Source organism: Burkholderia sp. AU38729 (genome assembly GCF_020419725.1).
Lineage (GTDB): Bacteria > Pseudomonadota > Gammaproteobacteria > Burkholderiales > Burkholderiaceae > Burkholderia.
This window is the reverse complement of sequence record NZ_JAIZQO010000001.1, coordinates 344,166-368,831: the sequence shown is the minus strand read 5'-3', so window position 1 is coordinate 368,831 and position 24,666 is coordinate 344,166. Positions and strand designations below refer to the sequence as shown.

At 64.1% G+C, this 24,666-nt stretch carries 19 protein-coding genes; 8 read left to right on the top strand and 11 right to left on the bottom strand.

All coding sequences use genetic code 11. The features are described 5' to 3' along the window. Nucleotides 1–389 precede the first annotated feature (389 nt). A complete protein-coding gene (locus LGM56_RS01550; protein ID WP_226202355.1) occupies nt 390–1,013 on the top strand; it encodes a hypothetical protein in 624 nt (207 codons plus the stop codon). A gap of 469 nt (nt 1,014–1,482) precedes the next feature. On the opposite strand, the gene LGM56_RS01545 is transcribed toward LGM56_RS01550, so the two are convergent. The 10 genes from LGM56_RS01545 to LGM56_RS01500 all read right to left on the bottom strand — a co-directional run bounded on the left by LGM56_RS01545 (nt 1,483) and on the right by LGM56_RS01500 (nt 16,034). Next, nucleotides 1,483–1,923, bottom strand: coding sequence for a hypothetical protein (locus tag LGM56_RS01545; RefSeq protein ID WP_226202353.1), 441 nt, complete (start codon nt 1,921–1,923; stop codon nt 1,483–1,485). 248 nt (nt 1,924–2,171) lie between these two features. Beyond that, nucleotides 2,172–2,969 (bottom strand): hypothetical protein, encoded by a 798-nt coding sequence (locus tag LGM56_RS01540; RefSeq protein ID WP_144023084.1) that lies wholly within the window; start codon nt 2,967–2,969, stop codon nt 2,172–2,174. Nucleotides 2,970–2,975: 6 nt separating this feature from the next. After that, nucleotides 2,976–7,463, bottom strand: a complete 4,488-nt coding sequence (locus LGM56_RS01535; protein WP_226202351.1) for a DUF6531 domain-containing protein — start codon at nt 7,461–7,463, stop codon at nt 2,976–2,978. A 7-nt stretch (nt 7,464–7,470) separates the two neighbouring features. Continuing rightward, entirely contained in the window at nt 7,471–7,893 is a 423-nt protein-coding gene (locus LGM56_RS01530) for a DcrB-related protein (RefSeq protein ID WP_089458709.1), read from the bottom strand. A gap of 21 nt (nt 7,894–7,914) precedes the next feature. Beyond that, nucleotides 7,915–10,035 (bottom strand): type VI secretion system Vgr family protein, encoded by a 2,121-nt coding sequence (locus tag LGM56_RS01525; protein ID WP_226202350.1) that lies wholly within the window; start codon nt 10,033–10,035, stop codon nt 7,915–7,917. A gap of 405 nt (nt 10,036–10,440) precedes the next feature. Beyond that, nucleotides 10,441–10,953: an OmpA family protein gene (locus LGM56_RS01520; protein ID WP_089498090.1), complete on the bottom strand. Its 513-nt coding sequence runs from the start codon at nt 10,951–10,953 to the stop codon at nt 10,441–10,443. Between the two features lie 85 nt (nt 10,954–11,038). Then, complete coding sequence (locus tag LGM56_RS01515; RefSeq protein WP_226202349.1) at nt 11,039–12,307, bottom strand: diguanylate cyclase domain-containing protein; 1,269 nt, start codon at nt 12,305–12,307, stop codon at nt 11,039–11,041. Then, nucleotides 12,304–13,011 (bottom strand): YfiR family protein, encoded by a 708-nt coding sequence (locus tag LGM56_RS01510; protein WP_089496398.1) that lies wholly within the window; start codon nt 13,009–13,011, stop codon nt 12,304–12,306. Before LGM56_RS01510 ends, LGM56_RS01515 begins: the two co-directional genes overlap by 4 nt. A gap of 280 nt (nt 13,012–13,291) precedes the next feature. Beyond that, on the bottom strand, nt 13,292–15,538 hold the full coding sequence (locus LGM56_RS01505) for a xanthine dehydrogenase family protein molybdopterin-binding subunit (protein WP_226202348.1): 2,247 nt from the start codon (nt 15,536–15,538) through the stop codon (nt 13,292–13,294). A 1-nt stretch (nt 15,539) separates the two neighbouring features. Next, the gene (locus LGM56_RS01500) at nt 15,540–16,034 is read right to left on the bottom strand and encodes a (2Fe-2S)-binding protein (protein WP_089496396.1); all 495 of its coding nucleotides are present in this window, start codon (nt 16,032–16,034) and stop codon (nt 15,540–15,542) included. A 128-nt stretch (nt 16,035–16,162) separates the two neighbouring features. On the opposite strand from LGM56_RS01500, the gene LGM56_RS01495 reads away from it, so the two are divergent. Beyond that, nucleotides 16,163–17,056: a LysR substrate-binding domain-containing protein gene (locus tag LGM56_RS01495; RefSeq protein ID WP_226202347.1), complete on the top strand. Its 894-nt coding sequence runs from the start codon at nt 16,163–16,165 to the stop codon at nt 17,054–17,056. Nucleotides 17,057–17,065: 9 nt separating this feature from the next. Here the strand turns inward: LGM56_RS01495 and LGM56_RS01490 are convergent, their stop codons facing one another. After that, complete coding sequence (locus tag LGM56_RS01490; protein ID WP_226202346.1) at nt 17,066–17,956, bottom strand: LysR substrate-binding domain-containing protein; 891 nt, start codon at nt 17,954–17,956, stop codon at nt 17,066–17,068. A gap of 243 nt (nt 17,957–18,199) precedes the next feature. Between LGM56_RS01490 and LGM56_RS01485 the strand changes: the two genes are divergently transcribed. The 6 genes from LGM56_RS01485 to LGM56_RS01460 all read left to right on the top strand — a co-directional run bounded on the left by LGM56_RS01485 (nt 18,200) and on the right by LGM56_RS01460 (nt 24,666). After that, the gene (locus LGM56_RS01485; RefSeq protein ID WP_011354246.1) at nt 18,200–19,102 is read left to right on the top strand and encodes an amidohydrolase family protein; all 903 of its coding nucleotides are present in this window, start codon (nt 18,200–18,202) and stop codon (nt 19,100–19,102) included. A gap of 36 nt (nt 19,103–19,138) precedes the next feature. Beyond that, complete coding sequence (locus LGM56_RS01480; RefSeq protein ID WP_011354245.1) at nt 19,139–20,044, top strand: amidohydrolase family protein; 906 nt, start codon at nt 19,139–19,141, stop codon at nt 20,042–20,044. Nucleotides 20,045–20,125: 81 nt separating this feature from the next. Continuing rightward, nucleotides 20,126–21,520, top strand: a complete 1,395-nt coding sequence (locus LGM56_RS01475; RefSeq protein WP_226202345.1) for a UbiD family decarboxylase — start codon at nt 20,126–20,128, stop codon at nt 21,518–21,520. Next, complete coding sequence (locus LGM56_RS01470) at nt 21,517–22,131, top strand: UbiX family flavin prenyltransferase (protein WP_089475404.1); 615 nt, start codon at nt 21,517–21,519, stop codon at nt 22,129–22,131. The genes LGM56_RS01475 and LGM56_RS01470 overlap by 4 nt, the downstream gene beginning before the upstream one ends. After that, a complete protein-coding gene (locus LGM56_RS01465; protein WP_226202344.1) occupies nt 22,128–23,231 on the top strand; it encodes a CobW family GTP-binding protein in 1,104 nt (367 codons plus the stop codon). The genes LGM56_RS01470 and LGM56_RS01465 overlap by 4 nt, the downstream gene beginning before the upstream one ends. 61 nt (nt 23,232–23,292) lie before the next feature. Continuing rightward, nucleotides 23,293–24,666 carry a nucleobase:cation symporter-2 family protein gene (locus LGM56_RS01460; RefSeq protein ID WP_089496393.1) on the top strand — a complete coding sequence of 458 codons (1,374 nt, stop codon included), beginning with the start codon at nt 23,293–23,295 and terminating at the stop codon, nt 24,664–24,666.

Sequence of the window (24,666 nt, the reverse complement as noted above, 5' to 3'; positions counted from 1 at the left end):
GCTATTGGGTGGCTCGGATTGGGGTGGTGCCTTGCTGCGCTTGGCTTTCGCCAATCTCGGATTTCTTGCGGGGCGTTTTCGGGCTGCTAAGGGTCTGATCATTGGCAATCAATCGACTGATGATTGATTGGGTTGGCACCAACTTGGGGTGGTCGGTCGAAGCGGTCAATCCTACTGTTTACAAATAAAACTAAACATTTGGAAGCTCGTTGTTATTTTTATGAAATAATGCGAATTCGCTTCTGCAATCCAGCCAGCTTTCCTGTGAGTCGCATACGCCGCGCCTCGCAGCCGCTTCAGGGCCGCTCCGACGCCCGTCCGTCGCCCAGCCGCCAGCCAGTGATCTGCCGTTTTTCTTCTCATCGCATATCACCTGCTTCGGAACGCTGATGAATCACCCTTTCTGCCTCTCTTCCGCCGCCGCGCTTGCTTGTGCGTTTTCTGTTTCTGCTGTCGATGCTTCCGGGCGCGACTCGCTGACCGATCGGTCGGTGGGTGCCAATGTGTTTCGGTCGGAGCGTAGGGCTGCGGCTCGGGATGACGGGCATGCGGCACGGATGGGCCACGATCGCCTGGAATACGCTGCGCCGGCGGAGCGCAGTCCGTTCGATACGCCGGATACGCGGCCGTTGCGGGTGACGGGCGATGCGCTTGTAGCGCCGACGCCTGCGGTTGAGCACGAGCCCGATTTTGTATTGCCGTCGAACCGAGTCGCGCTCGGCGCGGGTGGCAGCGATAGTTTTGGTCGCGCGGTGCCTGGATATGAACAGCGCGCGGAGAACTGGAATGAATACCTGCACGCTAACGGATCGCGGCCTGCAGGTAGTGGCGGTTCGTATGCGCCGCGGCGGCCGTACGACGCGCCGCGCGGTCCGCATGGGGCGCCGAATCCGTTCGACCCTTCGGTGCCGCAACCGGAGACGCGGACGTTTTATGACAACGGCGCGGGGACGAAGTGCACAGCTACCGGCGGTGCGGGGACGTCGCGGTCGTCTTGTAATATCGATTGGTGAGGCGCGGGGGACGTCTGTGGTTACCCTGGACGCCGGTATGGCCACAGACCTATGCCGCGCCTCCATCGCGAAATGGACGTAACAGTCATCGTCGCCGTTACGACGGCATGCGCATTAGACATTCGCGCAAACGCTTGATCAACTCCGGGTTTCCAGTGCAATCTATGGGGCGAATGTTGTCGAGCGCCGGGACATTCGAATTTATCCACTTCTGTGCAGATTTTGGACCGGCAACCCAGTAGATCGTATACGCAAGATCAAGTTGCCCATTTAGATCCTTCGCAAGATCCTGGACCTCCGGCAAACCCTCATATTTCGCGAATAGGTCGGAGAACCCCTTCCAGCTATCGTCGCCCGCGTAGTACTGTTCAAGCCGACTCAATTCAAAACCCTCCTAAATACATTTGATTGACGCCATCCGGATTGAACTCCACCGCCGCTCGCAAGCAGCATCACTCACTTTCGAACTTTAAAAAGCCCTATCCCACGCCCCGTTTTCCGCCTTCTCCGGCTCAACGAATGCCCAAATCGCATGACATCGAGTACAGCGGTAATACATTGCAGATCCTGCCGACCCTGGCCCCTCAGAATCAAAACGAGGCGGAGCAATATCCGCGAGGACTCCGCTGGTAACAGCAGTATCGCGACGTTGCGAATATTGTTGATATTCCAGGCGTGATTCGAACTGTTTGGGCGAGCCAACTGCCAGACAGTACTCGCACGCTGGAAGTAACTGCGCGATCACTCCATTGCTCCGGGCTTCACTTCCTCGTCTGAGCTTGAGTAATTGATCTCGTGGAATTTGCGCCTCAACACGAGCACTTTCGTTGCCCAGCCACACACGCAGTTGCTGCAAATCGATATCTCGATCGCGATAGCGGCGAAACATCTCCTGAATATCCTGATCCACTGACCTTTCCCTCTGAGGTATTCCTGAGGCTAGCCCACAAACTTACGGCTAATATCGTCGACTGGGCAAGGTCAGTAGTACCGGCTCAGGCTGCAGCTCAGCCCCGTCCGGTCCGGTCGCTACCCACTGGCCAGCAATGGTTTTTCACATACAAAAGGCGGCGTTATCCATCGACTCGACAGCCCCTTCAAACGCGCAAATATGAATCAGCCGAATCGCTTACGATTGCAGCCGGTCCGTAAACAAGCTCAAGGCAGCTTTCGAGCCGGCTTATTCGCTTGAGTTTTTTGCCAGGCGAGCAATATTCCCGCCTCTCCACAAGCGTTGTTGATTTCGAGCAAGTCCGACTCCTTGACCGACCAGAGCCACATTTTGTTTGAGATATTTTTCAACGATCCTCGACGTGGATCAGCTCCAATCCACTCTCTCAAGGAAATATCGTTGACACGAATCCCCAGGTGCTGCTCGTTGAGAACATTCAGGGGGTAAACCATCCGGAGCTTTACACCTTCATAGCTCGCCGATCCCGGCACCCTGCCAGGGAGATCCTTCGTGAAAAGAGACGTATTTTCGAAAGGAAATATTCTTGTTAGATTTACACCACTTGAATATTTATAAGCTGCCGTCATATTTACTGCATCGTATGCGATGGCATATTTAAAACTCACACGCGCCACAGCCTCCTCCAGAAAAACCTCCACTTCTTTATTTACTTTATAAACGGAATCACTGATTTGAACATCAACAAACGAAAATCCCTCGAATTCAGGGACATTGTGACCAAATGAAATAGACAAGCCGCCACCGGCTCCTCCATCGTTACTTATCTGAAACGCGGCAGCCTCGCCGGCCAAAACTTTCACCTTCAATTCAGCAAGAGATATCTCATGATCCTCAACAAATCTCTCACCATTTCGAACGACGAATTCCAGAAACATCGCCTTGGCCGCCTCTTCGCCGAATTGACGAAACAGGTTTTCAGCCATTGACAGAGCAGAGGCGGCCTGAGTCGGATCGGTTCCGTAAATTACGATTCCAGTGTTCATCTCTTCTCAGATTCCTGATATCAAATTATCCAAGTCCGCTTTTATCGCTTGCGCATCATACGGATGCTCAAACACCAGAATATCACCTCTCGCATTCGGAGGAAGATTCTGCATCGCATCATAATTTCGCGACGTTAGCGTACGCAACTTTGCCCCCATATCAGTACGGGATGCCATTTCGATAGCGTGCACCTTACCATTGACATCTACCGCCATAATGTCGGGACGCCGTGCCGAAACGGCATTATCTGTTGCAAAATTATACGATCGATTCAGATATATTTCCTTGAATTTCCCACTCATCGCCAGTTTGTTAGCAATTACCTCTGAAAACTGGTCATGTCCCGGCGTTCCGTCCTTTTGCCCTTTACCGTATATCTTCGTTCCATTAACTTCCCGCTCGGGGCATTGCTGCAATCCGAACGGATCGACCCACTCATTCGGTTCATGAACATAACCCTGAGTCCGGAATCCACCTGCAAGTCCCAGCGGATCAACGCTCAGGTACTGTCCTGAGTCGGGGTCGTAATAGCGATGCAGGTTGTAGTGGAGGCCCGATTCCTCGTCCCACCATTGTCCCGGAAACCTCAATGTCGCATCGATCGGTACGACTTCGCCATCGTTGGCAGCGCCTCGCACCGGCAGCATTTTTCCCCAGAGCGAATGAGCGGCTCTAAAGACCGTCTTGCCACGTACGTCGAATACCGCCTTCGCACAGCCGACCTGATCCGTCAGGATAGGGTAGAGACCATCATTTGTCTCCTGTGCTAGCGGCGAGAAGCTTCCTGGCTCAATGTGCCACGTCACCACTTGTCCTGTCGTACCATCCCGCTGCTCGATCCAGCGCTCGGCCAGCATCGAACCGTCCCACAAAAACTTCACCGTTTCGCGCGCGCCGATCTGCTGCTTCTCGATCCGGCGATTGAAGGCATCGTAGCGATAGACCCAGACGCCACATTTGGGCGTCACGACCTTTATAAGACGATTGAGGCCATCCCAGGTGTATTGCCACGTCTGAGGCCGGAACCCGGGCTGATCAACCGTCTTCTCGATCGTACGGCCACGCGCGTCGTACCGATAGCGGGCATAGCCAATTCGTTCGGGCAGACCGCCCTTGCCATAATGGTGGACATCTACAGGATCCTGCCGGCCATGCGCGGCGATGTTCATCGCCGCGTCGTAACGGAAGTGCTCGGCCGGATGTAGCAGACTTTCGGCCGAGACGATCTGGCCGCGAACATCACGTCGGTATGTAAGCGTATCGGCGTCCGTATCAACACGTTCCAGTTGTCCCGCCGCGTCGTAGTGATAGACGTGCCGCGTGAGTTGCTCAAGCGCGAGTGCGGGGTCGGTTTGCAAGGAATTGAACGCTACGACAGGGCCTGCGATCTGCCGACGGATGCGGCTGAGCGAATCGTATTGCTGTTGCGTAACGAACTGCCCCGCTTGCCGGCCAATTTCGCGCCCCTGGCCGTCGCGTTGAATCGTAAGTCCACCCACTTGAGTCAACGCACCCAACGCATCGTACGCGTAAGCTGTTTCCCGTCGCGGCGTCATCCGAAGACGCCGCTGCCCATCCGCGTCGTAGACGTGCCTTAGCAGTTCGCCATGCTGATCCTCGCCGATCAGACGTCCGTTCTTGTCGTAGGCGAAGCGCGTCAGACGAGAGTGCTCACCTGCCGCCTCAGCCGATTCCAACCGTCCGCCCTTGTCGTACCGGTAAGCAAGCTTCACATCCCCGGCATCGACCTCGATGAGCCGGTCGTATGCATCGTATGCGTAATGCCACCGCCCACCATCGGGCAACGTCTTCACAAGCAGACGACCGGTTGCATCGCGCTCGTAATCTGTCGTGCGACCGCCCCAGTCGATCTCGGATACAAGACGTCCGGCCGCATCGTAACGGTACGTGTAGGTCTCACCCAATGCGTTAATGACCTTCGTCAAGCGCGTCGCATGGTCGTACTCAAATTGCGTTGTATGACCAGCCGCGTCAATCGATGCCGTGAGCAGATCAAATGGGCCGTAGGTGCGCTGAGTCGTACGCCCGATCGGATCGACCCATTCGACCGGCAGGCCCTCACTGTTATATCGCACTCGCACTTCCGAGCCATCCGGATGTGTGATCGTACTCAGCATACCTCGCGGATTGGCAGGGCCGTCGGCATACTCATAACGGGTCACATGCCCGTCGGGCGACGTTTCCTCCAGCACTCGACCCAGCACGTCAATCTTGCGCCTGAAACGCGCACCGGTCGGCAATTCGATAACGGTGAGTCGCAAACGGTCGTCGTAGTCGAAGCGGGTCTCGCGATCGCCAGCGATTATGCGGAGCAGTTCGCCATTTTGGCCATAACGATAAGTCGTCTTGATGCCATCTGGTTCAGTGCGCGCGATCAACCGCCGCAGATGATCGTATTCGAGCTGGATCTGGCCGCCGTTTGGCAAACCCGCCGCAATAAGGAGCTGTGCGTCATCGTATTCGAAGCCAATCGTGCGTCCAGAACTTTCGGTTACCGAAATCAGCTGGCCGAAATCGTCATAGTGATAATCCGTCCTGCGCCCCAGCGGATCGATCCGTGCCATCAAACGACCGAGTTCCCATTCCGAGCGCACGCAATGGCCAAGCGGATCGGTTTCGGCCGTTACAAGACCGTCATCGTTATAGTCGTAGATCCATTCGCCATCGACATCACTCACGCGTGTGCGACCGGTTTCGTAAATGAACCGCCCCGTGTGATAGCCCTGCCGTGTACCGGTCTCGACAACACGGCCCGCCGTGTCGTACCGATATCGGACATCGGTCTGATCGGTATCTCGCCATTGGGTCATCCATCCGTGTTCGTCGTACGCGTAATGGAACTGCCCAAACTGGAAGCTCGCCACATGGGTGAGCATGCCGTTCTGGTAGTCGTAGTCCACGAGTGTTCGGGAATCCCCGTCCGCATCGTGAAGAACGATCCTTTGCAGGCGACGGTCGTACCCGTGATAGGTCACCTCGAGCCGATAGCCATCGCTATGAGCCATGCCGCTCAAACGGCCAGTAGAGTCGTAAGAAAGAACGATCGCGTTACCGTCGAGGTCCTCGATCCGCTCGAGGCGAGAAGAACTGCCGTAGACGAGAGGCGAGAAAATACGCAGTTGCCGCGTATCGCGATCGAAGATACGCGGCTCGAGCCGGCTGCCGACCAGCCGATAACGTGGCTCGCGCAGATTGATGCCGTTGAGCGCCATATCCGGCGCGTCAAAGCCGATCACAAGACCTGCACCGTCGTGAAATCGCACGAAGCGACCGTCGGCGAACGTCAATTGCTGCGACCAGTTATCCGACCAGCGGTGACCGAGCAATCCATGGTCGTCCGATCGAGTCCGATAGCGTCGTTTGAACTCAAGGGGCAAGATTCCGGGAATGGCAAGATCGGTACGAATCTCCAGCATTTCTCCGGATACCGGATCAACCGGATCCTTGCACTTCGGTCGATTCTCGTCCTTGACGCCGCTCTGTTCGGCGGATCGGGTGGGCTCGGGCCTGAATCTATCGCGCAACCCCTTGCCGGCGAATTTTCCGACACCGCCGCCGACTATCCCCCCGAGCAAACCCGCCAGGAATTCCTGAGTCGCGGACAACTCCGGGTTCTTCGGGCCGTAGTGTCCGGTCGTCTTGTCGATCCAGATGCTGTTACGCCCCGAATTGACTTTGCCGCTACAGTGCGTTTCGTGGCCGATCCGCACCAGCGGCAGGCCGTTGACGAACACGGTTTTGCTGCCGTCAACGAGTGGCTGCGGCACGCCGGAATGATGCTCGCAACTCACCAGGTCCGTGACGCGCGCCACCTTTTTACCTTCAAAATACACGTTGCCCGAGCCGGTAACGATCTCGCCACAGTTGCTGCCCATGCTTTGGCTGGCCGACGCAAGCGCACCGCCCAGCGTCAGGCCGCCCGCCATGCACGCGCCGACGATCAATGCCCCGGCGAGTCCGCCTGTCGCCACGGTCGCCGCCACCGCCACACCAATCGCGACCCCTACGGCAATGCCGGCGAGGATCCCCATAAATCCTGACGAGTGCGCGATCCGATCGCCGATACACGCGGGATGCGGATCGCCACGGCCGATCGTGAGGCCCAGTGCGTCACCGACCTGCGTGAATTCCTTCGAGAGCCATCCCGTCACACCGACTTTGTCGAGCGCCCACGCTCCACCGACAGCAATCGCCAGCGGCAGCATCACCGTACCGGCCGCGACCGCCCCCGCACCTAAAGCCGCTCCGCCGGTTGCGCCACCCGCCAACGCCGTACCCGCCGCACTCAACCCGGCTGCCGTCCCCTCAAGCGTGGTCAGGCCCGCGTCGGCACCGAGCATCCCGTAGTTGAGGTTCTCGTAAAACGGTTGCTCGGCCGCTTTGGCGGCGTCACCGTCCTCCAGCTTGGCGATCCGGTCGAGACGCTCCTGTGCGCTGCCGCTCGGCTCGTTGAAATTTGGCGTGTCCGACATTGCGGCCTCAGATCGGATCGCGCAGCTGAAGGCTCTGAATCACTGCCCGGATTTGTTCGCGCTGGGTGTCGCTCAACGTACCGGGAGCAGTGAAGGTCAGCATCAGGACGACCGGTCCGTACTCCACCATCGTCAGCCGCTGGTGAATCAGCGCCTGATTGTTCGTCCACGTAAACTCGTGCACGTGCGCGGCGCGCCCGGACACCGTAGCGTCTTCATTTGCGACCTCGGAATAATCCGGCACCTGCTTCGCCACCTTCCGGATTTCGCTTGTCACATACTCGGCAAACTTCATTCCCCATGGCAGCCGCTCGCGCGTGATCACGAAACTCACGCCCTCCGTGCCGGCCGCCGCCGACACGAATACGTTCATCGTCTTGTCCTGCCACTCCACGGGCAGCGCCAACGTGCCTTCCTGCATCTGGTACATGCTTTGTGATCCTGATTATTGTTAGCCGTTCTTCGGATTGATGTCGGTTCGGGACGCCTGGATATTGATGTTGCTGTCATCGAGGTGAATCACCGAATCGCCCTTGTAGATGTCGATCGAGCCAGCCGTCATGTGGATCCGCGTGCCGCCCTCGCCACCGATCTTGATCCAGAGTTCCTTGGCTTCGATTGTATGCACACCCTGCGGAGTCTTATGCAGCGTATTGCCCTGCACGACAACGTCTGACAGGTTGCCAACCGCGACGGCCGTCGTATGGTTGCCCTTCCCCACCTCGACAGTCCGGTCGCCTTTGAGAACCTGTGTCCACTGCGCGTCCTCGACGACGGTATGCATGTCCTTCTGCGCGTGCATGTAGAGCATCTGCGCACCGTTCACGTCGCTCATCAAGAGTTCGTTCGACCCCTGCCCCTTGTGCGTCTGGCTCTTGATCCCCATCGTCTGGCCGGCCGCCCCGTGATACGGGTTGCCCTGCTCGCCATTGAACACGCGACCGACGATCACGGGGTTATCCGGATCGCCCTGGTTGAACGCGACCAGCACTTCCTGCTTGATCCGCGGAATCGCGGCCGCGCCCCAGCCGTCGCCTGCCCACGGCTGCGATACACGCACCCACATCGAATCGGAGCCGTCCTTCTTGCCGCGCCGGTCCCACGGGAAATGCACCTTCACGGCGCTCCCGTTGGTGTAGATTTCCTCGCCCTTCGGCCCGACGACGATCGCCGACTGCGTGCCGTGAATCACCGGCTTCGGCGTGCCGCGCGGCGCGCGGTACGGCACCTTCTTCGGCAGCAGCGCGAAGCTGTTGCGGTACGGCAGCTTCGCGCTGTGCTGCGTGTAGTCGTTCACTGCCTCGTGACGCACGTGCAGGATCACGTATTCCTGGTTGTTCTCGAGCACCGGGTGATTCGCCACGGTGACGGCGCCCGCCGTGGTCATGCGCCACGCGTAGCCACCGCCGGTATAGCGATGAGCCTGCGCCTCCTCGGCCTCCATCGCGAAACGCGCGTAGCGGTTGCCGTCGTCGCCGTGGTCGTACAGCGACTGATGCTCGAACCGCTCGGTCGCGTCGAGCCGCGCGTGCTTGAGGTTCTGCGGCCCGGCTTCCACCAGCATCAGCGGCGACGACGGGTTCTGATGGTTGAAGTCGCGGAACGTGACCTTGCCCACGCCAAAGCGCCGGCCTTCGTGCAGTTGGTCGATGCCGCTGTCCTCGCTCGCCTCGGTGGCCGCGAACGGCACCGTCGCGAGCCCGTCGATCGGGCGGAACAGCAGGTTCGAATCGCCGATCACCAGGATGTGCTTGTCCTTCTCGTAGCGGTGCGTCCAGACCAGCCCCTCCTGCTCCATCAGCCGCGCGCAGAAGTTGTAGTAGCTCTCCTGGTACATCACGACGTACTCGAGCGGCTTCTGGCTCGTCCGGATATCGAACACGAAGTCGGAGAAGCCGTGCTCCTGGAAAATCTCGGTGAGGATGTCCTGCGCGGTCTTGTTCTGGAAGATCCGGCAGTCGGTGGAGCGCGTCAGGAACCAGAACCACGGCACCGCCGTCAGGTGATATTGCGTGACGTTGCCGGGGTTGCCGGCGCGGTCGAACGACGCGACGTAGCCGTCGAAGTAACGATCGTTGTCGGCGGCGCCCGATGCGACGACGCGTTCGAGCGTCGACAGGCGCGCCTGCTGGTCGAACCGGATCTTGACCTGCTGGCCGATCAGATCCTCGGGGCGCAGGTCGTGGCGATGCGACAGCAGGTCGAGGTGGATCTCCGGCAACCGGTTCACGTGCTCGTCGACGACGGCGGCGCTGACCAGCAGCACGTCCGGGCCGAGCGGCGTATCGAGCGTCACGTAGCGGTTGAGCTGGGTCAGGCGCGCGGGGTTGGCGGCGCCGTTGATCGCCTCGGCGACCGCGCCGGGCGTCTTGTCCATCAGCGAGAAGCCGGTCTGCGCGAGCTGCATCGCGCGCTGGACGGTGTCGACGTGCCCGGCCAGGCCCGCGAGCGGCCCAAGGCTGCCGGCGACGCTCGACGCAACCGGGCCGGCGAGACCGCCGAGCGCGCTCAACGAGCCGAGCGCACTACCGCCCATTCCAGTGGGAATACCCCCGTTCGGAGCGAAACTCATGCTTGTTCCTTCTTGTGTTCTCAGGTTCCTGGTGCCGGCTGACCGGCCCGAAGCCCCGATAATGTAGGACAAAATCCGGACGCGTGAAAGACACCTGCAAACGTTTCCGTTCGGGCCCCCGATAGCCCGGAAACAGGCCGGCGGCCGGGCCGCCCGGACGCGGCGCCCATGCCGAATCACCGCGCCAGCACGCGCGGAACGGGACACAATCTGCATGAAACGTGTGACAGATCCGTACGGGGCGAAGCATCGCCCCAGTCACGATGAAATAGTGCGAGCGCTCGGGAAGGAAATGGGCGCTGGCAGGCGCTGCCGTGCCGCTACACGCTGCCGGTCGTCGCATCCGATCGCATGCCTTCCGTAGCCTTCAAATGCCTTTCTCGCCGTGCGCGGAAACCGCCCCGGTCACCGCGGCGACACCACGATCGCCGCCCGCCGGTTCTGCGCCCTTCCTCCCGGCGTCTTGTTGTCCCCGACCGGATCGCTCTTCCCTTTCCCGACGACCGCGATGCGCTTCGCATCGAGCCCCACGTCGATCAGTTCAAGCGCGACGACCTCGGCCCGCCGCCTGGACAACTCGAAGTCATACTCGTCCACGCCTTCCTGGTCCGAATATCCATAGACCCGTACCCCGTTGATCCCGGCCGAGCGGAGCGTGCGACCGATCCGTTCGACGATCCGCCGCACATCGGGCTTGAGGTTGTAGCGATCGAAATCGAACAGGATCGGCCCGGTCGAGCCGAACTCGAAACCCTGCTGGGTTTCCTGGAAGCCGGCCGACTTGAGCGCCGTGACCTGCGTCTGCGTCAATCCACGATGAAGCGGCGGTGGCGTCTTGCAGCCTCCCAGCAGCATGCACCAGAGCAGCGCGCTGCCGACGCACATGCGCCCAAGCCCAACCGGAAACGTGTTGTTCATCATTGACCCCTTCGATTGCACCCGCGTCGCGAGCGCGCTTTCCACCCACTGCCGCGGCCTCGCCCGCAGCGTGAAACGATGAACCTCAAGCCGCCCCCGCGACTCCTTCCGCCAGTTGCCACGAGCCTGGCCGGGCGCGCTTGGCGCGGTACATCGCAGCATCCGCCGCCCGCAGCAAGCCGCTCGCATCCGACGCGTGATCGGGATACAGCGCAACACCGGCACTCATCATGGTGGCCACCACGCGGCCGTCGGACAGCTCGATCGACGGCGCCATGCCGGACAGGATTTCGTCAGCAATACGACATACGCTACCCGCTTCGCGCACGGCCGGCAGCATGACCGCGAATTCGTCGCCGCCCAGGCGCGCGACCAGATCGGCCTCGCGCACCTGCGTGCGCAGGCGTGACGCGATGCCGATCAGCACCGCGTCGCCGGCTTCGTGGCCGAGGCAGTCGTTGATTTCCTTGAAGCGGTCGCAATCGAGATACAGGATCGCGACCCGCTGCCCCGTCACCCCGGCTTCGCCGAGGGCGAGTGCGAGACGCGACTCGAACTGCACGCGGTTGGGCAGCCCCGTGAGCGCATCGTGCGTCGCCTTGTGTTCGAGCGACGCGTTCTCGTCGCGCAGCGTGTTCTGCCAGTCTTCGAATTCGTCGAGCAGCGCATTGAAGTCGTCGCCGAGCTGGTTGAGTTCGGCAATCGATGCGGGCTCGACGCGCTGCGCGAACGCACGTTCGCGCCGCACCGCGTGGGCGACGCCCGCCAGCGCGCGCAACGGCGAAACGATGCTGCGCAGCAGGCGCTGCGAGCTGATATACGCACCGATCACGCTGACGGCCAGGCACCCGAGAATGCCGCCCACGCCGCCGAGCAGGAATCCGAAGAACTGATGGCCACGGCCGCGCACGACGACGTGACCGACGACGATGCCGTCGTGCACCACCGGCGCGGTCACGGGCCCCGGCAACGCGAGGTCGGCGACGACGCGCTCGAGCCGCGCGATCCCGCTGCCGGCAGGCAACTGCCACGTTGCGAACGGTTGGCCCTGGCTATCCGTGACCACCACCTGCGCGACATCCTCGTCGCCGGCGATCATCCCGATCGCCTCGGCCGCCGCGACGCGGTCGCCGAACACGAGCGCGGCCTCCACCGTATAACCGAGCGAGCGCGCCAGCAGGTTCAGGTTGTTGCCGGCATACGCACGCAATGCAATCACGGCCACCACGATCAACGACACGGCCGCCATCGTGACGGCGACGAACGCGAGGCGCAGGTGCGCGCGACGCAGCACGCTTTGCAGCGTCGGGCGCGGCACGCGCGACAGCGAGACCGGTGGGGTGGGTCGTGTCATGGCGCCCCCGGCCGCCGTGCGAGATTGAGCACGTTCGGATGCACGCGCACGCCGCTGCGTGCGACCGCGTCGAGATTGATGTCGAACGACACGCGTTCGCCGTCGACGTTGAGACAGAACATGCCGCCCGCCGTGCAGGACGGATCGTGTTCCGAAATCGTCAGCACCGGATGGCCGGCTACCGCCGCCCTCACGCGCGCCCGCTCATCCGCGCCCAGGTTGCCGAGATAGACGATGTCGCAGGCCATGCCGAGCGCGGGATCGTCGAAACGCACACGCTGCACGTCGAGCAGCGTCGAGCCGGCCTGCAGCGTGTCGGTCAGGCCGCGCGCATAGTCGGGCCGGCCCGTGACGCACAGATGCAGGCGCACGGGTGTCGTCGGCCAGCGGGTGAAACTGACGATGCCCAGCACGACCTGACGCACGGCCGTGTCGTGTGTCGCATCAGCCGGATTGGCGGGATCCGTGGGGCTTGCAGCCGCCACGATGCGCACCGTGTCGGCCGGATCGGGCGCCTCGGCGGAAGCCCCGGCAAGCACGGCCTGTGCGGCCCCCAGAACGCAAACGATTGCGACCAGCGCGTGGCGCAGCGGAGCGGTTCGACCCGAGCAGCCGGGCACCGTTCGCGCGGCGATTGCCGCCGCGTCCGCTGGCGTCGCTGCAGTCGCGAGACTGGCAGCCGACGCGCACACTTTCGCATCCATGATGGCAACATCCGCTGGCGTCGCTCCGGCGCTGCCTCCCGCCTCCCTCCATGCGCGTGCAGGCACCGAATTACGCGCATGATGGCTTCATCTTAGGTAAAAATTCGCATCACCAACCAGTGGGAAACACCCGCGAGAAGCGGGGGAACGTATGCGGAATCGGCGCTTGCGCGCGACGATGCGGGCGAACGCGTTCGCCGACGTCGATCGGGTGCGACGCCGGTGGATTAATCAGCGGATTGGCGGCCGATGCGGGGCAAACTTCATACGTTCGGTCACGCTACGCCACCACCGACAAATCGAAAGGCGTCTCCCGCAACCGCTTCCCCGTCAGCCGGAATACCGCGTTCGCGATCGCCGGCGTCACCGCCGGGCTCGACAGCTCGCCGACCCCGCCCGGCTTCGCCGGATCGCCCTGCACGATGTGAATGTCGGTATCGGGCATGTCGCTCATCCGCATCACGCGATACGTATCGAAGTTCGACTGCTGCACGCGGCCGTGCCGGAAATCGATGCGATCGGACGTCGCATGGCCGAGCCCCCACATCAGGCCGCCGTACAGTTGCTCGTCGACGCCGGCCGGCGACACCGCGATCCCGCAATCGGCGACGCACGTCAGCTTCTCCACGCGCACCGCGCCGTCCTTGCGCACGACCCGCGCGACCACCGCGACATAGCTGTCGTACGCCTGGTTCGTCGCGATGCCGAGTGCGACACCGTCCGGCAGCGGCTGGCCCCACCCCGCTCGTTGCGCCGCTTCACGCAGCACGGCCGCATGACGCGGCCGGTCGCGCATATGCGCGAGCCGGAACTCGACCGGGTCGCGCTGCGCCGCGTGCGCGGCCTCGTCCATCATCGATTCGACCGCGAACACGTTCGGGATGTAGCTCACCGCGCGGAACCAGCCGGTCGGCACGCCCGTCTCCATCCGGATCCAGCCGATGTCGCGATGCGGCACCGCATACGCGAACTCCCATTTCGTGATCGCCTCGGTCGTGCTGAAATCCATCCGGTCGGTGCGCTCGAGATAGCCGGGCTCCCACTGCTGCGGCGATGCGGGCATCACGGCGCGCAGCCACAGCGACGCGAGATTGCCCTGCGCATCGAGCACCGCGCGCGCACGATGGTAGCTTGCCGCGTGATAGAACAGCGCACGCATCTCGTCCTCGCGGCTGTTCATCAGCTTCACGGGCTTGCCGGTCTTCACCGCGAGCCACGTCGCCTCGAACAGCCAGTACTTCGATTCGCGCGCGCCGAAGCTGCCGCCCGACACGAGCTCATGCAGCGTCACCCGATGCGAAGGAATGCCGCCGATCACCTCCGCCGCTTCCATTGCGGTCGACGGCACCTGCAGCCCGCCCCAGTATTCGATGCCGCCATTGCGGGCCCACACGGTGAGGTTGATCGGCTCCAGCGGATTCGCGGCCTTGTGCGGCATCGCATACGACGCCTCGATCGTGCGCGCGCCGGCCGCATGGGCCTTCGCCGGGTCGCCGTCGGCGATCGTCGGCACGACGCGCGCGGCCGGATCGTCGAGCCACGCGGCCTGGCGTGCGGCGAGCGTACTGCTGTCGAAGGTTTCGAAGAAGCTGTCCTCCCATTCGATCGTCAGCGCGGCCTGCCCTTGATGCGCGGACCAGTAGTCGTCCGCGAGCACCGCGACGCCGGCCTGGTTGCCGCCGAGCACGTCGGGGCGCGGCGGAATCTGCAGCACGTCGCGCACGCCGGGAATCGCGAGCGCGGCCTTTGCATCGACGCTGCGCACGCGGCCGTCGATCACCGGCGCACGCGTGACGACCGCGACCAGCATCCCCGGCAGCGACACGTCGATGCCGTACGGAAACGAGCCGTCGGCCTTCTGCGCGGCGCCGCGCTTCTTGCGCAGCTTGCCGATATAGCGGAACTGCGCGGGATCTTTCAGCGCGACCTGCTTCGGCGCCGGCAACTGCGCGGCCGCCTGCGCGAGCGCGCCGTACGTCGCACGGCGGCCGCTCGACGCATGCAGCACCGCGCCGTCTGCCGTCGTACATGCAGAAGTTGGCACGCCCCATTGATGCGCCGCCGCTTCGACGAGCATCGCACGCGCGGTCGCGCCCGCTCGACGCAGCCGGTCGTACTCCATCGCGACACTCGTGCTGCCGCCGGTCGAGAACACTTTCCACAGCGGATGCAGGTAGTCGGCGAAGAACGGATCTTCCGGCGTGATCACGTCGACCCGGAACGGATCGACGTCGAGCTCCTCGGCCACCACCGCCGCGAGCGCGGTGCGCGTGCCGGTGCCCGAATCGTGCTTGTGTACGACGAGCTTGATCGTGTCGTCGGGCAGCACGCGCACCCACGCGTTCGGTTCGAATTCGCCGGCGGCCGGATGCGGATCGCCGCTCGCGTGCTTGCCCGCGGCGGCCGCGTCGGGCATCCGGAAGCCGATCGCGATGCCTGCGGCCAGCAGCGCCGAACTCTGCTTGAGAAAACGCCGGCGCGGCGTGCCGTCGCCATGCGGTGCATCCGGTGCGTGATCGTCGCGCATGTCACGCCTCCTTCGCGGGTTCGGCCGCGGCCGTCAGCGACGGATCGCCGGACGCCGCACGCTTGATCGCGCGGTGAATGCGCGCATACGTGCCGCAGCGGCAGAGGTTGCCCGACATCGCCTGCACGATCGTGTCGTCGTCCACCGGCTGGCCGCCCTTCAACAGCGCGGCCGCCTGCATCAGCTGCCCCGGCTGGCAATAGCCGCATTGCGGCACGTCCTCGGCGACCCACGCGAGTTGCAGCGGATGCCGCCCGTCCGGCGACAACCCCTCGATCGTCGTCACGTGCCGCCCGTGCGCGGCGACGGCCGGAATCAGGCATGCGCGCGCGGCCTGCCCGTCGAGATGCACGGTGCACGCGCCGCACAGGCCCTTGCCGCAGCCGAACTTCGTGCCGGTGAGCTTGAGCCGGTCGCGCAGCACCCACAGCAACGGCATATCCCCCGGTACATTCTCGAGCGAATGGCGTGTATCGTTCACGACGATGTCGATCATGCGCGGTCTCCTGATTCGCATTCCTAGGTCGGCCCGCGCCCATCGCGCGGTTCCGGAGCATTATCGAAACGCGATGCACGGCTACGCCAGCGATCATTTCGTCGAATCCCTGTCAGTCGGACTAACAGATGCTCAAGCGATACCCTTCGATCCAGTCGATGCAGGCGTTTCTGCACGCCGCGCGGGTCGGCAGCTTTTCCAGCGCGGCACGCCAGCTGGCGCTCACGCACAGTGCGATCAGCCAGCAGATTCGCTCGCTCGAGGAATTCATCGGCCAGCCGCTGTTCGCCCGCGCCGGCGGCCGCGTGATGCTGACCGATGCCGGCACGCTGTTCGCGAACCAGTTGTCCGACGGGCTCGAGCAGATCGATCGCGCACTGTCGTCGGTGAAGGGGCGCACGACCGGGCCGTCACTCCGGCTCGACGTCGATCCGGAACTGATGCAGGGCTGGCTGCCCGCGCGGCTGCCGGCACTGATGCGCGCGCTCGACGGCACGTCGCTGACGGTGCTGTCGGCGCCGCGCCATGATCGCGATGCATTCGACCACGTCGATGTCGCGCTGCGCTATGGCTACGGCGAATGGGAAGGCGTGGACAGCGTGCTGGTCTGCCCCGACCGGCTGACCGCGATGGCCGCGCCCGCGCTGCTCGAACGTGACGGGCTGACCGCGCCGCTCACGCCCGAACAGGTGTTGGAACTGCCGCTGCTCGGCTATACGAAGCGGTCGTGGATTCCGTGGCTCGAAGCGGCGGGCCTCGAACCCGTCGAACCGGACACGATCGCCGTGTTCGACAACGCGGCGGGGCTCGTCGCGACGCTCGTGTCCGGGCTCGGCGCCGGGCTGGTGCGCGGGCTGCTCGCCGCCGATGCGCGCCGCGACGGCCGGCTCGTCGAACTCTGCACGATCGCGATTCCGACGCACTACAACCTGCATGCGATCTGGCCGCGCGAACGCCATGCGCGCGTGAAGCCGCTGATCGACGCGATCGGCGCGCTCGTCGCGCAGTCGCTCGCGCGCTGATACGCGCCGCTACGCGCTGAACTCCGCCGCAACCTCGCGCACGGTGTCGAGAAACGCGCCGAGCACCGCGGACGTATCGTCCGCGCGGTAGCGCGCGTGCAGCGACACCTCGAGCGCCGGCGGCAGCAGCGGCACGAACGCGACGCCGCCCGTCGAGATCTGCCGCGACGACGCGGGCAGCAGCGCGACGCCCAGCCCTTCACGCACCAGCGACAGCAGCGTGTGCACCTCGACGACCTCGTGCGCGATCCGCGGCGTGAAGCGCGCGTCGACACAGCTCTGCTGCAGGAAGCGCGCCAGTTGCGAATGCCGCAAGCCGAATGACACGAACTGCTCGCCGGCCAGCTCGCCGAGCGCGATCGCGTCGCGCGACGCGAGCGGATGGCCGGACGGCAGCACGGCCACGGCCGTTTCGCGCACCACGATCTCGCTGCGGATCGACGGGTCGTCCTGGAACAGCCGGAAGAAGCACACGTCGAGCCGCTTCTCCTTCAGCGCGTCGATCTGCGCGGCCGGCGTCATCTCGTGCAGCGACCAGTGCACGTGCGGATGGCGTTCGGCGAACACGCGCAACGCACGCGGAATCGGCACGACCATCGCCGAGCTGATGATGCCGACCGCAAGCCGCCCCACTTCACCGCGCCCCGCGCAACGCGTGAGATCGATCGCGCGATCGAACTGCGCGACGATCAGCGGCACCTGCTCCTTCAGTGTTTTCCCTGCCTCGGTCAATTCGACGCGATGCTGCGAGCGCACGAACAGCGCGGTGCCGAGCTGCTCCTCGAGCAGCCGGATCTGCTGGCTCAACGGCGGCTGCGAGATATGGAGCCGCGCGGCCGCGCGCCCGAAATGCAGTTCGTCGGCCAGCACCGCGAAGTAACGCAACACACGCATGTCCATATCGCAAACGTATCAAGAGCGTCAGTAAAAAATATTGTACAGAGCACATTCGGCTGGTGACACTCGATCCCAAGCAGCAGTGCACGTCGCAGTGTGTCACTCGATGCCGGCGAGGGGAAGGCGCAAAAAAATAATGCGCCTTGCAAAGGGCCGCATGAATCCGACCGACAGGTCGCTTCATCGACGTGCCTGCCCGCGATACGGCAACCGGCCTTTCCGGTTCCTCTCAAGGAGATCGAGTAGATGATCATCGACACCAGCTGTTACCCGACGAATCTCGTCGACCTCGCATGGCGTCACGACGGCCCGCCGTTCACCGGCGAGCGCCTGATCGAGACGATGAACGGCCCGTTCCTCATCAACGGCAAACCGCGCCGCGTCGACAAGGCGTTCATCCAGCCGCCGCAAGGCAACACCATCTATACCTATACCGACGGCGAGAAGTCGGGCACCGAATCGATCGACGCGTACATGGCGTATACGGTCGAGATGGTGCGCAAGCACCCCGACCGCTTCATCGGCTGCTTCGTCTACAACCCGCGCTGCGGCGTGGAGAACGGCGTGAACGCGATCGATCATTACGTGCGCAAGCTCGGCTTCAAGATGGTGCAGTTCCAGGCCAACATGCATGCGTACCGGCCCGATCGCGCACTCGACTGGCTGCGCCCCGCGCTGAAGAAATGCGCGGAACTCGGCGTGCTCGTGAAGCTGCACACCGGCGACGGCCCGTACAGCATCCCGACCGAGTGGGTGCCGATGATCAAGGAATTCCCGACGGTCAATTTCATCATGGCGCACTTCGGGGTGCAGACCGGCGGCGTCTACTGCTTCGAGCCGTTCCAGCTCGCGATGGACCTGCCGAACGTGTATTGCGAATCGGGCTGGTGCCTGCAGTCGCGGATCGTCGAATTCGCGAAGGTGCTGCCGAAGCACAAGATCCTGTTCGGCTCCGACACGCCGCCGAACGAACCGGGCATGTGGCTGCGGCTGCTCGAAGTGCTGTGCTTCGATCCGCCGCAAGGGATGAATCTCGACGAGGACACGCTCGAGGATTACCTCGGCAACAACACCGCGCGAATGATCGGCCTCGAACCGACCCCCGCGCCGCGCACCGTCGACGAAGCGAAAGCCCTGCTCGCCGCCTGACGCCCGCGCCCCTCTCTCCCGATTCCGGAGCATTGCATGATCATCGATACGCACCTGCACCCGACCAACCTCGTCGACGAGGCGTGGCGCCACACCGGCGAACCGTTCACCGGCGAACGCCTGCTGAAGATGATGGACGGCCCGTACATCATCAACGGCAAGCCGCGCCGCATCGACATGGGCTTCATCCAGCCGCCGCCCGGCAACACTGGCTATCGCGACGGCAACCGCCGCGGCCGTGACGGCATTCGCGACTACATGGCGTATATCGCCGAGCTCACGCAGAAGTACCCCGACCGCTTCATCGGCAACTTCACGTACAACCCGCGCTGGGGCCCGGAAAACGGCGCGGCGGAGCTCGAATTCCACATCAAGGAGTACGGCTTCAAGATGGTGAAGCTGCACGCGAACATGCACGGCTACCGGCCCGATCGCGCGCTCGACTGGCTGCGCCCCGCGATGAAGGTCTGCGCGAAGTACAACATCGTCGTGCTGATCCACACCGGCGACGGGCCATACACGATCCCGACGCAGTTCTATCCGATCATCCGCGAGTTTCCGATGGTGAACTTCATCATCGGTCACTTCGGGATCCAGACGGGTGGCAACTACTCGTTCGAAGCGTTCTGGATGGCGATGGATACGCCGAACGTGTACTGCGAATCGGGCTGGTGCTACCAGTCGCGGATCGTCGAGTTCGCCCGCGAGCTGCCGCGCAACAAGATCGTGTTCGGCACCGATTCGCCGCCGAACGAACCCGGCATGTGGCTGCGCGAGCTGGAAATGCTGTGCGGGCCCGCGCCGCAGGGGATGGATCTCGACGAGGACGGCCTCGAGGACTACATGGGCAACAACATCGCCCGCCTCGTCGGCATCGAGCCGACCAAGCCGCCGAAGGATCTCGACGAAGCGCAGAAGCGCCTCACGTCGACCTACCTGTAACGCGCCGGCAGCCGGATCGCGTGTCGCATCGAACACGCGCGCGATCCGGCCTTTCCCCTTCCGCATCCGACGGAGTGCATCATGGCGTCCAGCCTTTTTGCCGAGCAGCAGGATTTTCATCACTTCGCGAACGCCTATCGCGAACGCTTTCCGGACGACGTGCTGACGCTCGCGCAGCCGCTGTCCGCCGACCAGGACGTCACGGCCGTCGTCGCGTCGCTCGCCGCGCGCGGGCGGCACGAGATGCTCGTCTGCGAGCGCGTCGACGGTCTGTCGACACCGCTCGTCACCAACGTATTCGCGTCCCGCACGCGCATCGGCCGGCTGTTCGGCGTCGATGCGAACGGCCTGTTCGATGCGTGGCAGCAGCATGCGAACGCACCCGTCGCGCCGGTCGTCGTGCCGCACGGCCCCGTACTCGATCAGGTAACCGAAGGCGACGCGGTCGATCTCGCGCAGCTGCCGATGATCCGCCACTTCGAAACCGATCGCGGGCCCTACGTGACCAATGCGGTGATCGTCGCCGAAGATCCGGTGACGGGCGTCGCGAACCTCAGCTACCACCGCTCGATGCCGCATGCGCGCAACGCGCTGGCGACGAGCCTGCATTCGCGCGGTCATCTGTGGCGGATGCTGCAGACCGCGAAGGCGCGCGGCGACACGCTCAAGGTCGCGATGGTGATCGGCGCGCATCCGCTGTTCATGCTCGCGGCCGCCGCGCGCGTGCCGTTCGGCGCGGATGAGCGCGCGATTGCCGGCGGACTGTTCGGCGCGCCGCTGCAGCTCGTGCGCACGCCGCGCCACGGCATCGGCGTACCGGCCGCCGCCGAGTTCGTGCTCGAAGGCACGATCGATCCCGACGCGCATGCGGAAGAAGGCCCGTTCGGCGAATTCACCGGCTACTCGTCGGACCGCTCGACCAACAACGTGCTGCGCATCGACGCGATGATGCGGCGCAAGGATGCATGGCTCGTCGACGTGGTCGGCGGCCCGTACGCGGAGCACCTGACGCTCGCGCGGCTGCCGCGCGAAGCCGAGATGAGCGAAAAGCTGAAGGCGCGCTTTCCTTCCGTCACCGCGATCCACTATCCGAATTCCGGTACGCACTTCCACTGCTATGTCGCGCTGAAGCAGTCGCGCGACGGCGACGCACGCCAGGTCATGCTCGCGCTGCTCGGCTGGGACCCGTACCTGAAGAACGTCGTCGCGGTCGACAGCGACGTCGACATCACCGACGACACGCAGGTGCTGTGGGCCATCGCGACGCACTTCCAGCCGCACCGCGACCTGTTCGTCGTCGACGGCCTGCCCGGCAGCCCGCTCGATCCGTCGTCGTCGGCCGACGGCACGACGTCGCGGATGGGGATCGACGCGACGCGCGGCTCGCGTTTCGACGGCGTGCGCGCACGCGTCGGCGACGCCGCGATGCAGCGCGCCGCGCACGTGATCGCGCAACTCGGCGGAGCGTCGCGATGAGCGCGCGGCGGCTCGTGGTCGGCATCAGCGGCGCATCCGGCTTCGTGTACGGAATGCGGCTGCTCGCGCTGCTGCGCGACCTCGACATCGAGACGCACGTGGTCGTGTCGCGCGCCGCCGCGCTGACGATGGCGCACGAGACCGACTTCCGGCTGTCCGACATCACCGCGCTCGCGAGCGTGCTGTACCGCAGCGACGACATCGCGGCGCCGATTTCGAGCGGATCGTTCCGCACGCTCGGGATGATCGTCGCGCCATGCTCGATGAAGACGCTCGCCGAGATCGCGAGCGGCCTTTCCTCCGGCCTGATCTCGCGCGCGGCCGACGTCGTGCTGAAGGAGCGCCGCCGGCTCGTGCTGCTCGCACGCGAGACGCCGTACACGCTCACGCACCTGCGCAACATGGCCACCGTCACGGAGATGGGCGCGATCGTCGCGCCGCCGGTGCCGGCGTTCTACGCGCGCCCCGCTTCGCTCGACCAGATGATCGACCACACGCTCGGCCGCGTGCTCGACCTGTTCGACCTCGATTCCCGCACCGTCCATCGCTGGAAAGACAACGCATCACAGCCGAACCCGCAGCCCAACCGACTCAACGGAGACGCATCATGACCCACATCCACACCACCCACAGCGACGTCGAGAAGATTCCGGTCACCGTGCTCACGGGCTTTCTCGGCGCGGGCAAGACCACGCTGCTGAACTACATCCTGCGCGAGAAGCACGGCCGCAAGATCGCGGTGATCGAGAACGAGTTCGGCGAGATCGGCATCGACGGCGGCCTCGTGCTCGAATCGACCGAGGAAATCTACGAGATGACGAACGGCTGCGTGTGCTGCGTCGGCGCGGTGCGCGAGGATCTCGTGCGGATCGTGCGGATGCTCGTCGCGCGCCCCGACCGGCTCGATCACATCATCGTCGAGACGAGCGGCCTCGCCGATCCGTATCCGGTCGCGCAGACCTTCTTCCTCGACGATCCGATCGCGAAGGAAGTCGCGCTCGACGCGGTCGTCACGATGGTCGACGCGAAGCATATCCGCGCGCATCTCGACGATCTGGTGCTCGACGGCCGCGACAACCAGGCGGTCGACCAGATCGTCTGCGCGGACCGGATCGTGATCAACAAGGTCGACCTCGTCGACGCACCGGACGTCGATGCGCTGACCGCGCGGCTGCGCGAGCTGAACACGACGGCGGAGATCGTCACGTCGAGCTACGCGCAGGTCGATCTCGACCGCATCCTCGGCATCGGCGCGAACGAATTCGCGCAGATCCTCGTCGAGAGCGACGGGCTGCAGGCCGATGCGCCGCATGCGGACGAACACGCGCACGAGCATGAGCACGACGACCACGCGCACGCAGCCCACGCACACGACGACGATCACGACCACCACGAACACGACGCCAGCGTGTCGTCGGTCGGCATCGAAGTCGACGCGGACGTCGATCTCGACGCGCTCGAAACGTGGCTCGGCGAGCTGCGCCGCGCCGATACCGCGAACCTGTTCCGGATGAAGGGCATCCTGGCCGTGCAGGGCCGCGCGCAGCGCTACGTGCTGCAGGGCGTGCACGGCGTGATCGAGCTGCGCGCCGCGCAGGCGTGGGGGTGCGAGCCGCGCTCGTCACGCATCGTTTTCATCGGCCGCGATCTCGATCGCGCCGCGCTGACCGACCGTTTCCATGCCTGCCTCGCCGCGGCGGTCGCGGCCTGACGGGCACGCCAGGCGGGCGCATCGCGCGCCCGCCCGCAAACGAACCTCAGGAGACTCGCCCATGAACGCTGCTTCACATCCCGTCGATCGGGTCCTGCCGCGCCGCCAGATGCTGACGCTCGGCCTGCAACACATGCTCGTCGCGTATATCGGCGCGATCGCGGTGCCGCTGATCGTCGCATCCGCGTTGAAGATGTCGCCCGCCGACACGACCGTGCTGATCAGCACCGCGCTGTTCTGTTCCGGCATCTCGACGATCCTGCAAACGGTCGGCGTCTGGAAACTCGGCGTACGCCTGCCGATCCTGCAGGGCGTCGCATTCAGCAGCGTCGGCCCCGTGATCGCGATCGGCCTGACGCCGGGCGTGGGGTTCGCCGGCGTGTGCGGCGCGGTGATCGGCGCGGGCATCGTTACGACCTTCGCCGCGCCGCTGGTCGGCCGGCTGCGCCGCCTGTTCCCGCCGGTCGTGACCGGCTGCATCGTCACCGTGATCGGGCTGCAGCTGTTTCCGGTCGCGTACCAGTGGGCCGGCGGCGGCGACGCGGCGAAGCTGCAGTTCGGCGAGCTGTCGTTTCTCGCCGTCGCGCTCGTCGTCGCGGTCGTGATCCTCGCGGTCAACCGCTTCGCGAACGCGTTCCTGCGCAACCTGTCGGTGCTGATCGGGCTCGTCGCGGGCAGCCTGCTCGCGATCGCGCTCGGGATGGGCAACTTCACGAACGTCGCCGCCGCGCCGTGGTTCACCGTGCCCTACCCGTTCCACTTCGGCACGCCGGTGTTCGCGATCGTGCCGGTGCTGACGATGGTCGTCGTGATGATCGTGCAGATGGTCGAGTCGATGGGCCTGTTCGTCGCGATCGGCGACATCGTCGAGAAGCAGGTGAGCGAGGAGGACGTCGTGCGCGGGCTGCGGGCGAACGGCGTCGCGAGCGCGATCGCCGGCACGTTCGCCGCGTTCCCGTTCATCGCGTTCATGGAGAACGTCGGGCTCGTGATCCTGACCGGCGTGCGCAGCCGCTGGATCGTCGCGGTCAGCGGCGTGCTGATGTGCGTCGTCGCGCTGGTGCCGAAGATCGGCGCGATCGTCGCGTCGACGCCGTCGGCGGCGCTCGGCGGTGCCGGTATCGCGATGTTCGGCGTGGTGGTCGCCGCCGGCGTGCAGACGCTCGCGAAAGTCGACTTCGAAGGCAACCGCTACAACGTGCTGATCGTCGGCTTCACGATCGCGACCGCGCTGATTCCGGTGATGGCGCCGAAGGTGTTCGCGCACATGCCCGACTGGACGCAGCCGTTCCTGCACAGCGGCGTCGTGCTCGCGTGCCTCGTGTCGGTGCTGCTCAACGCGCTGCTCAACGGTGTGCCGGCGGCTGCCCCCGTTGAATCGCACGTCCACGCCGACGCCGCGCACGGCAGCCCGATGGCGCGCGAGTGCGACTGA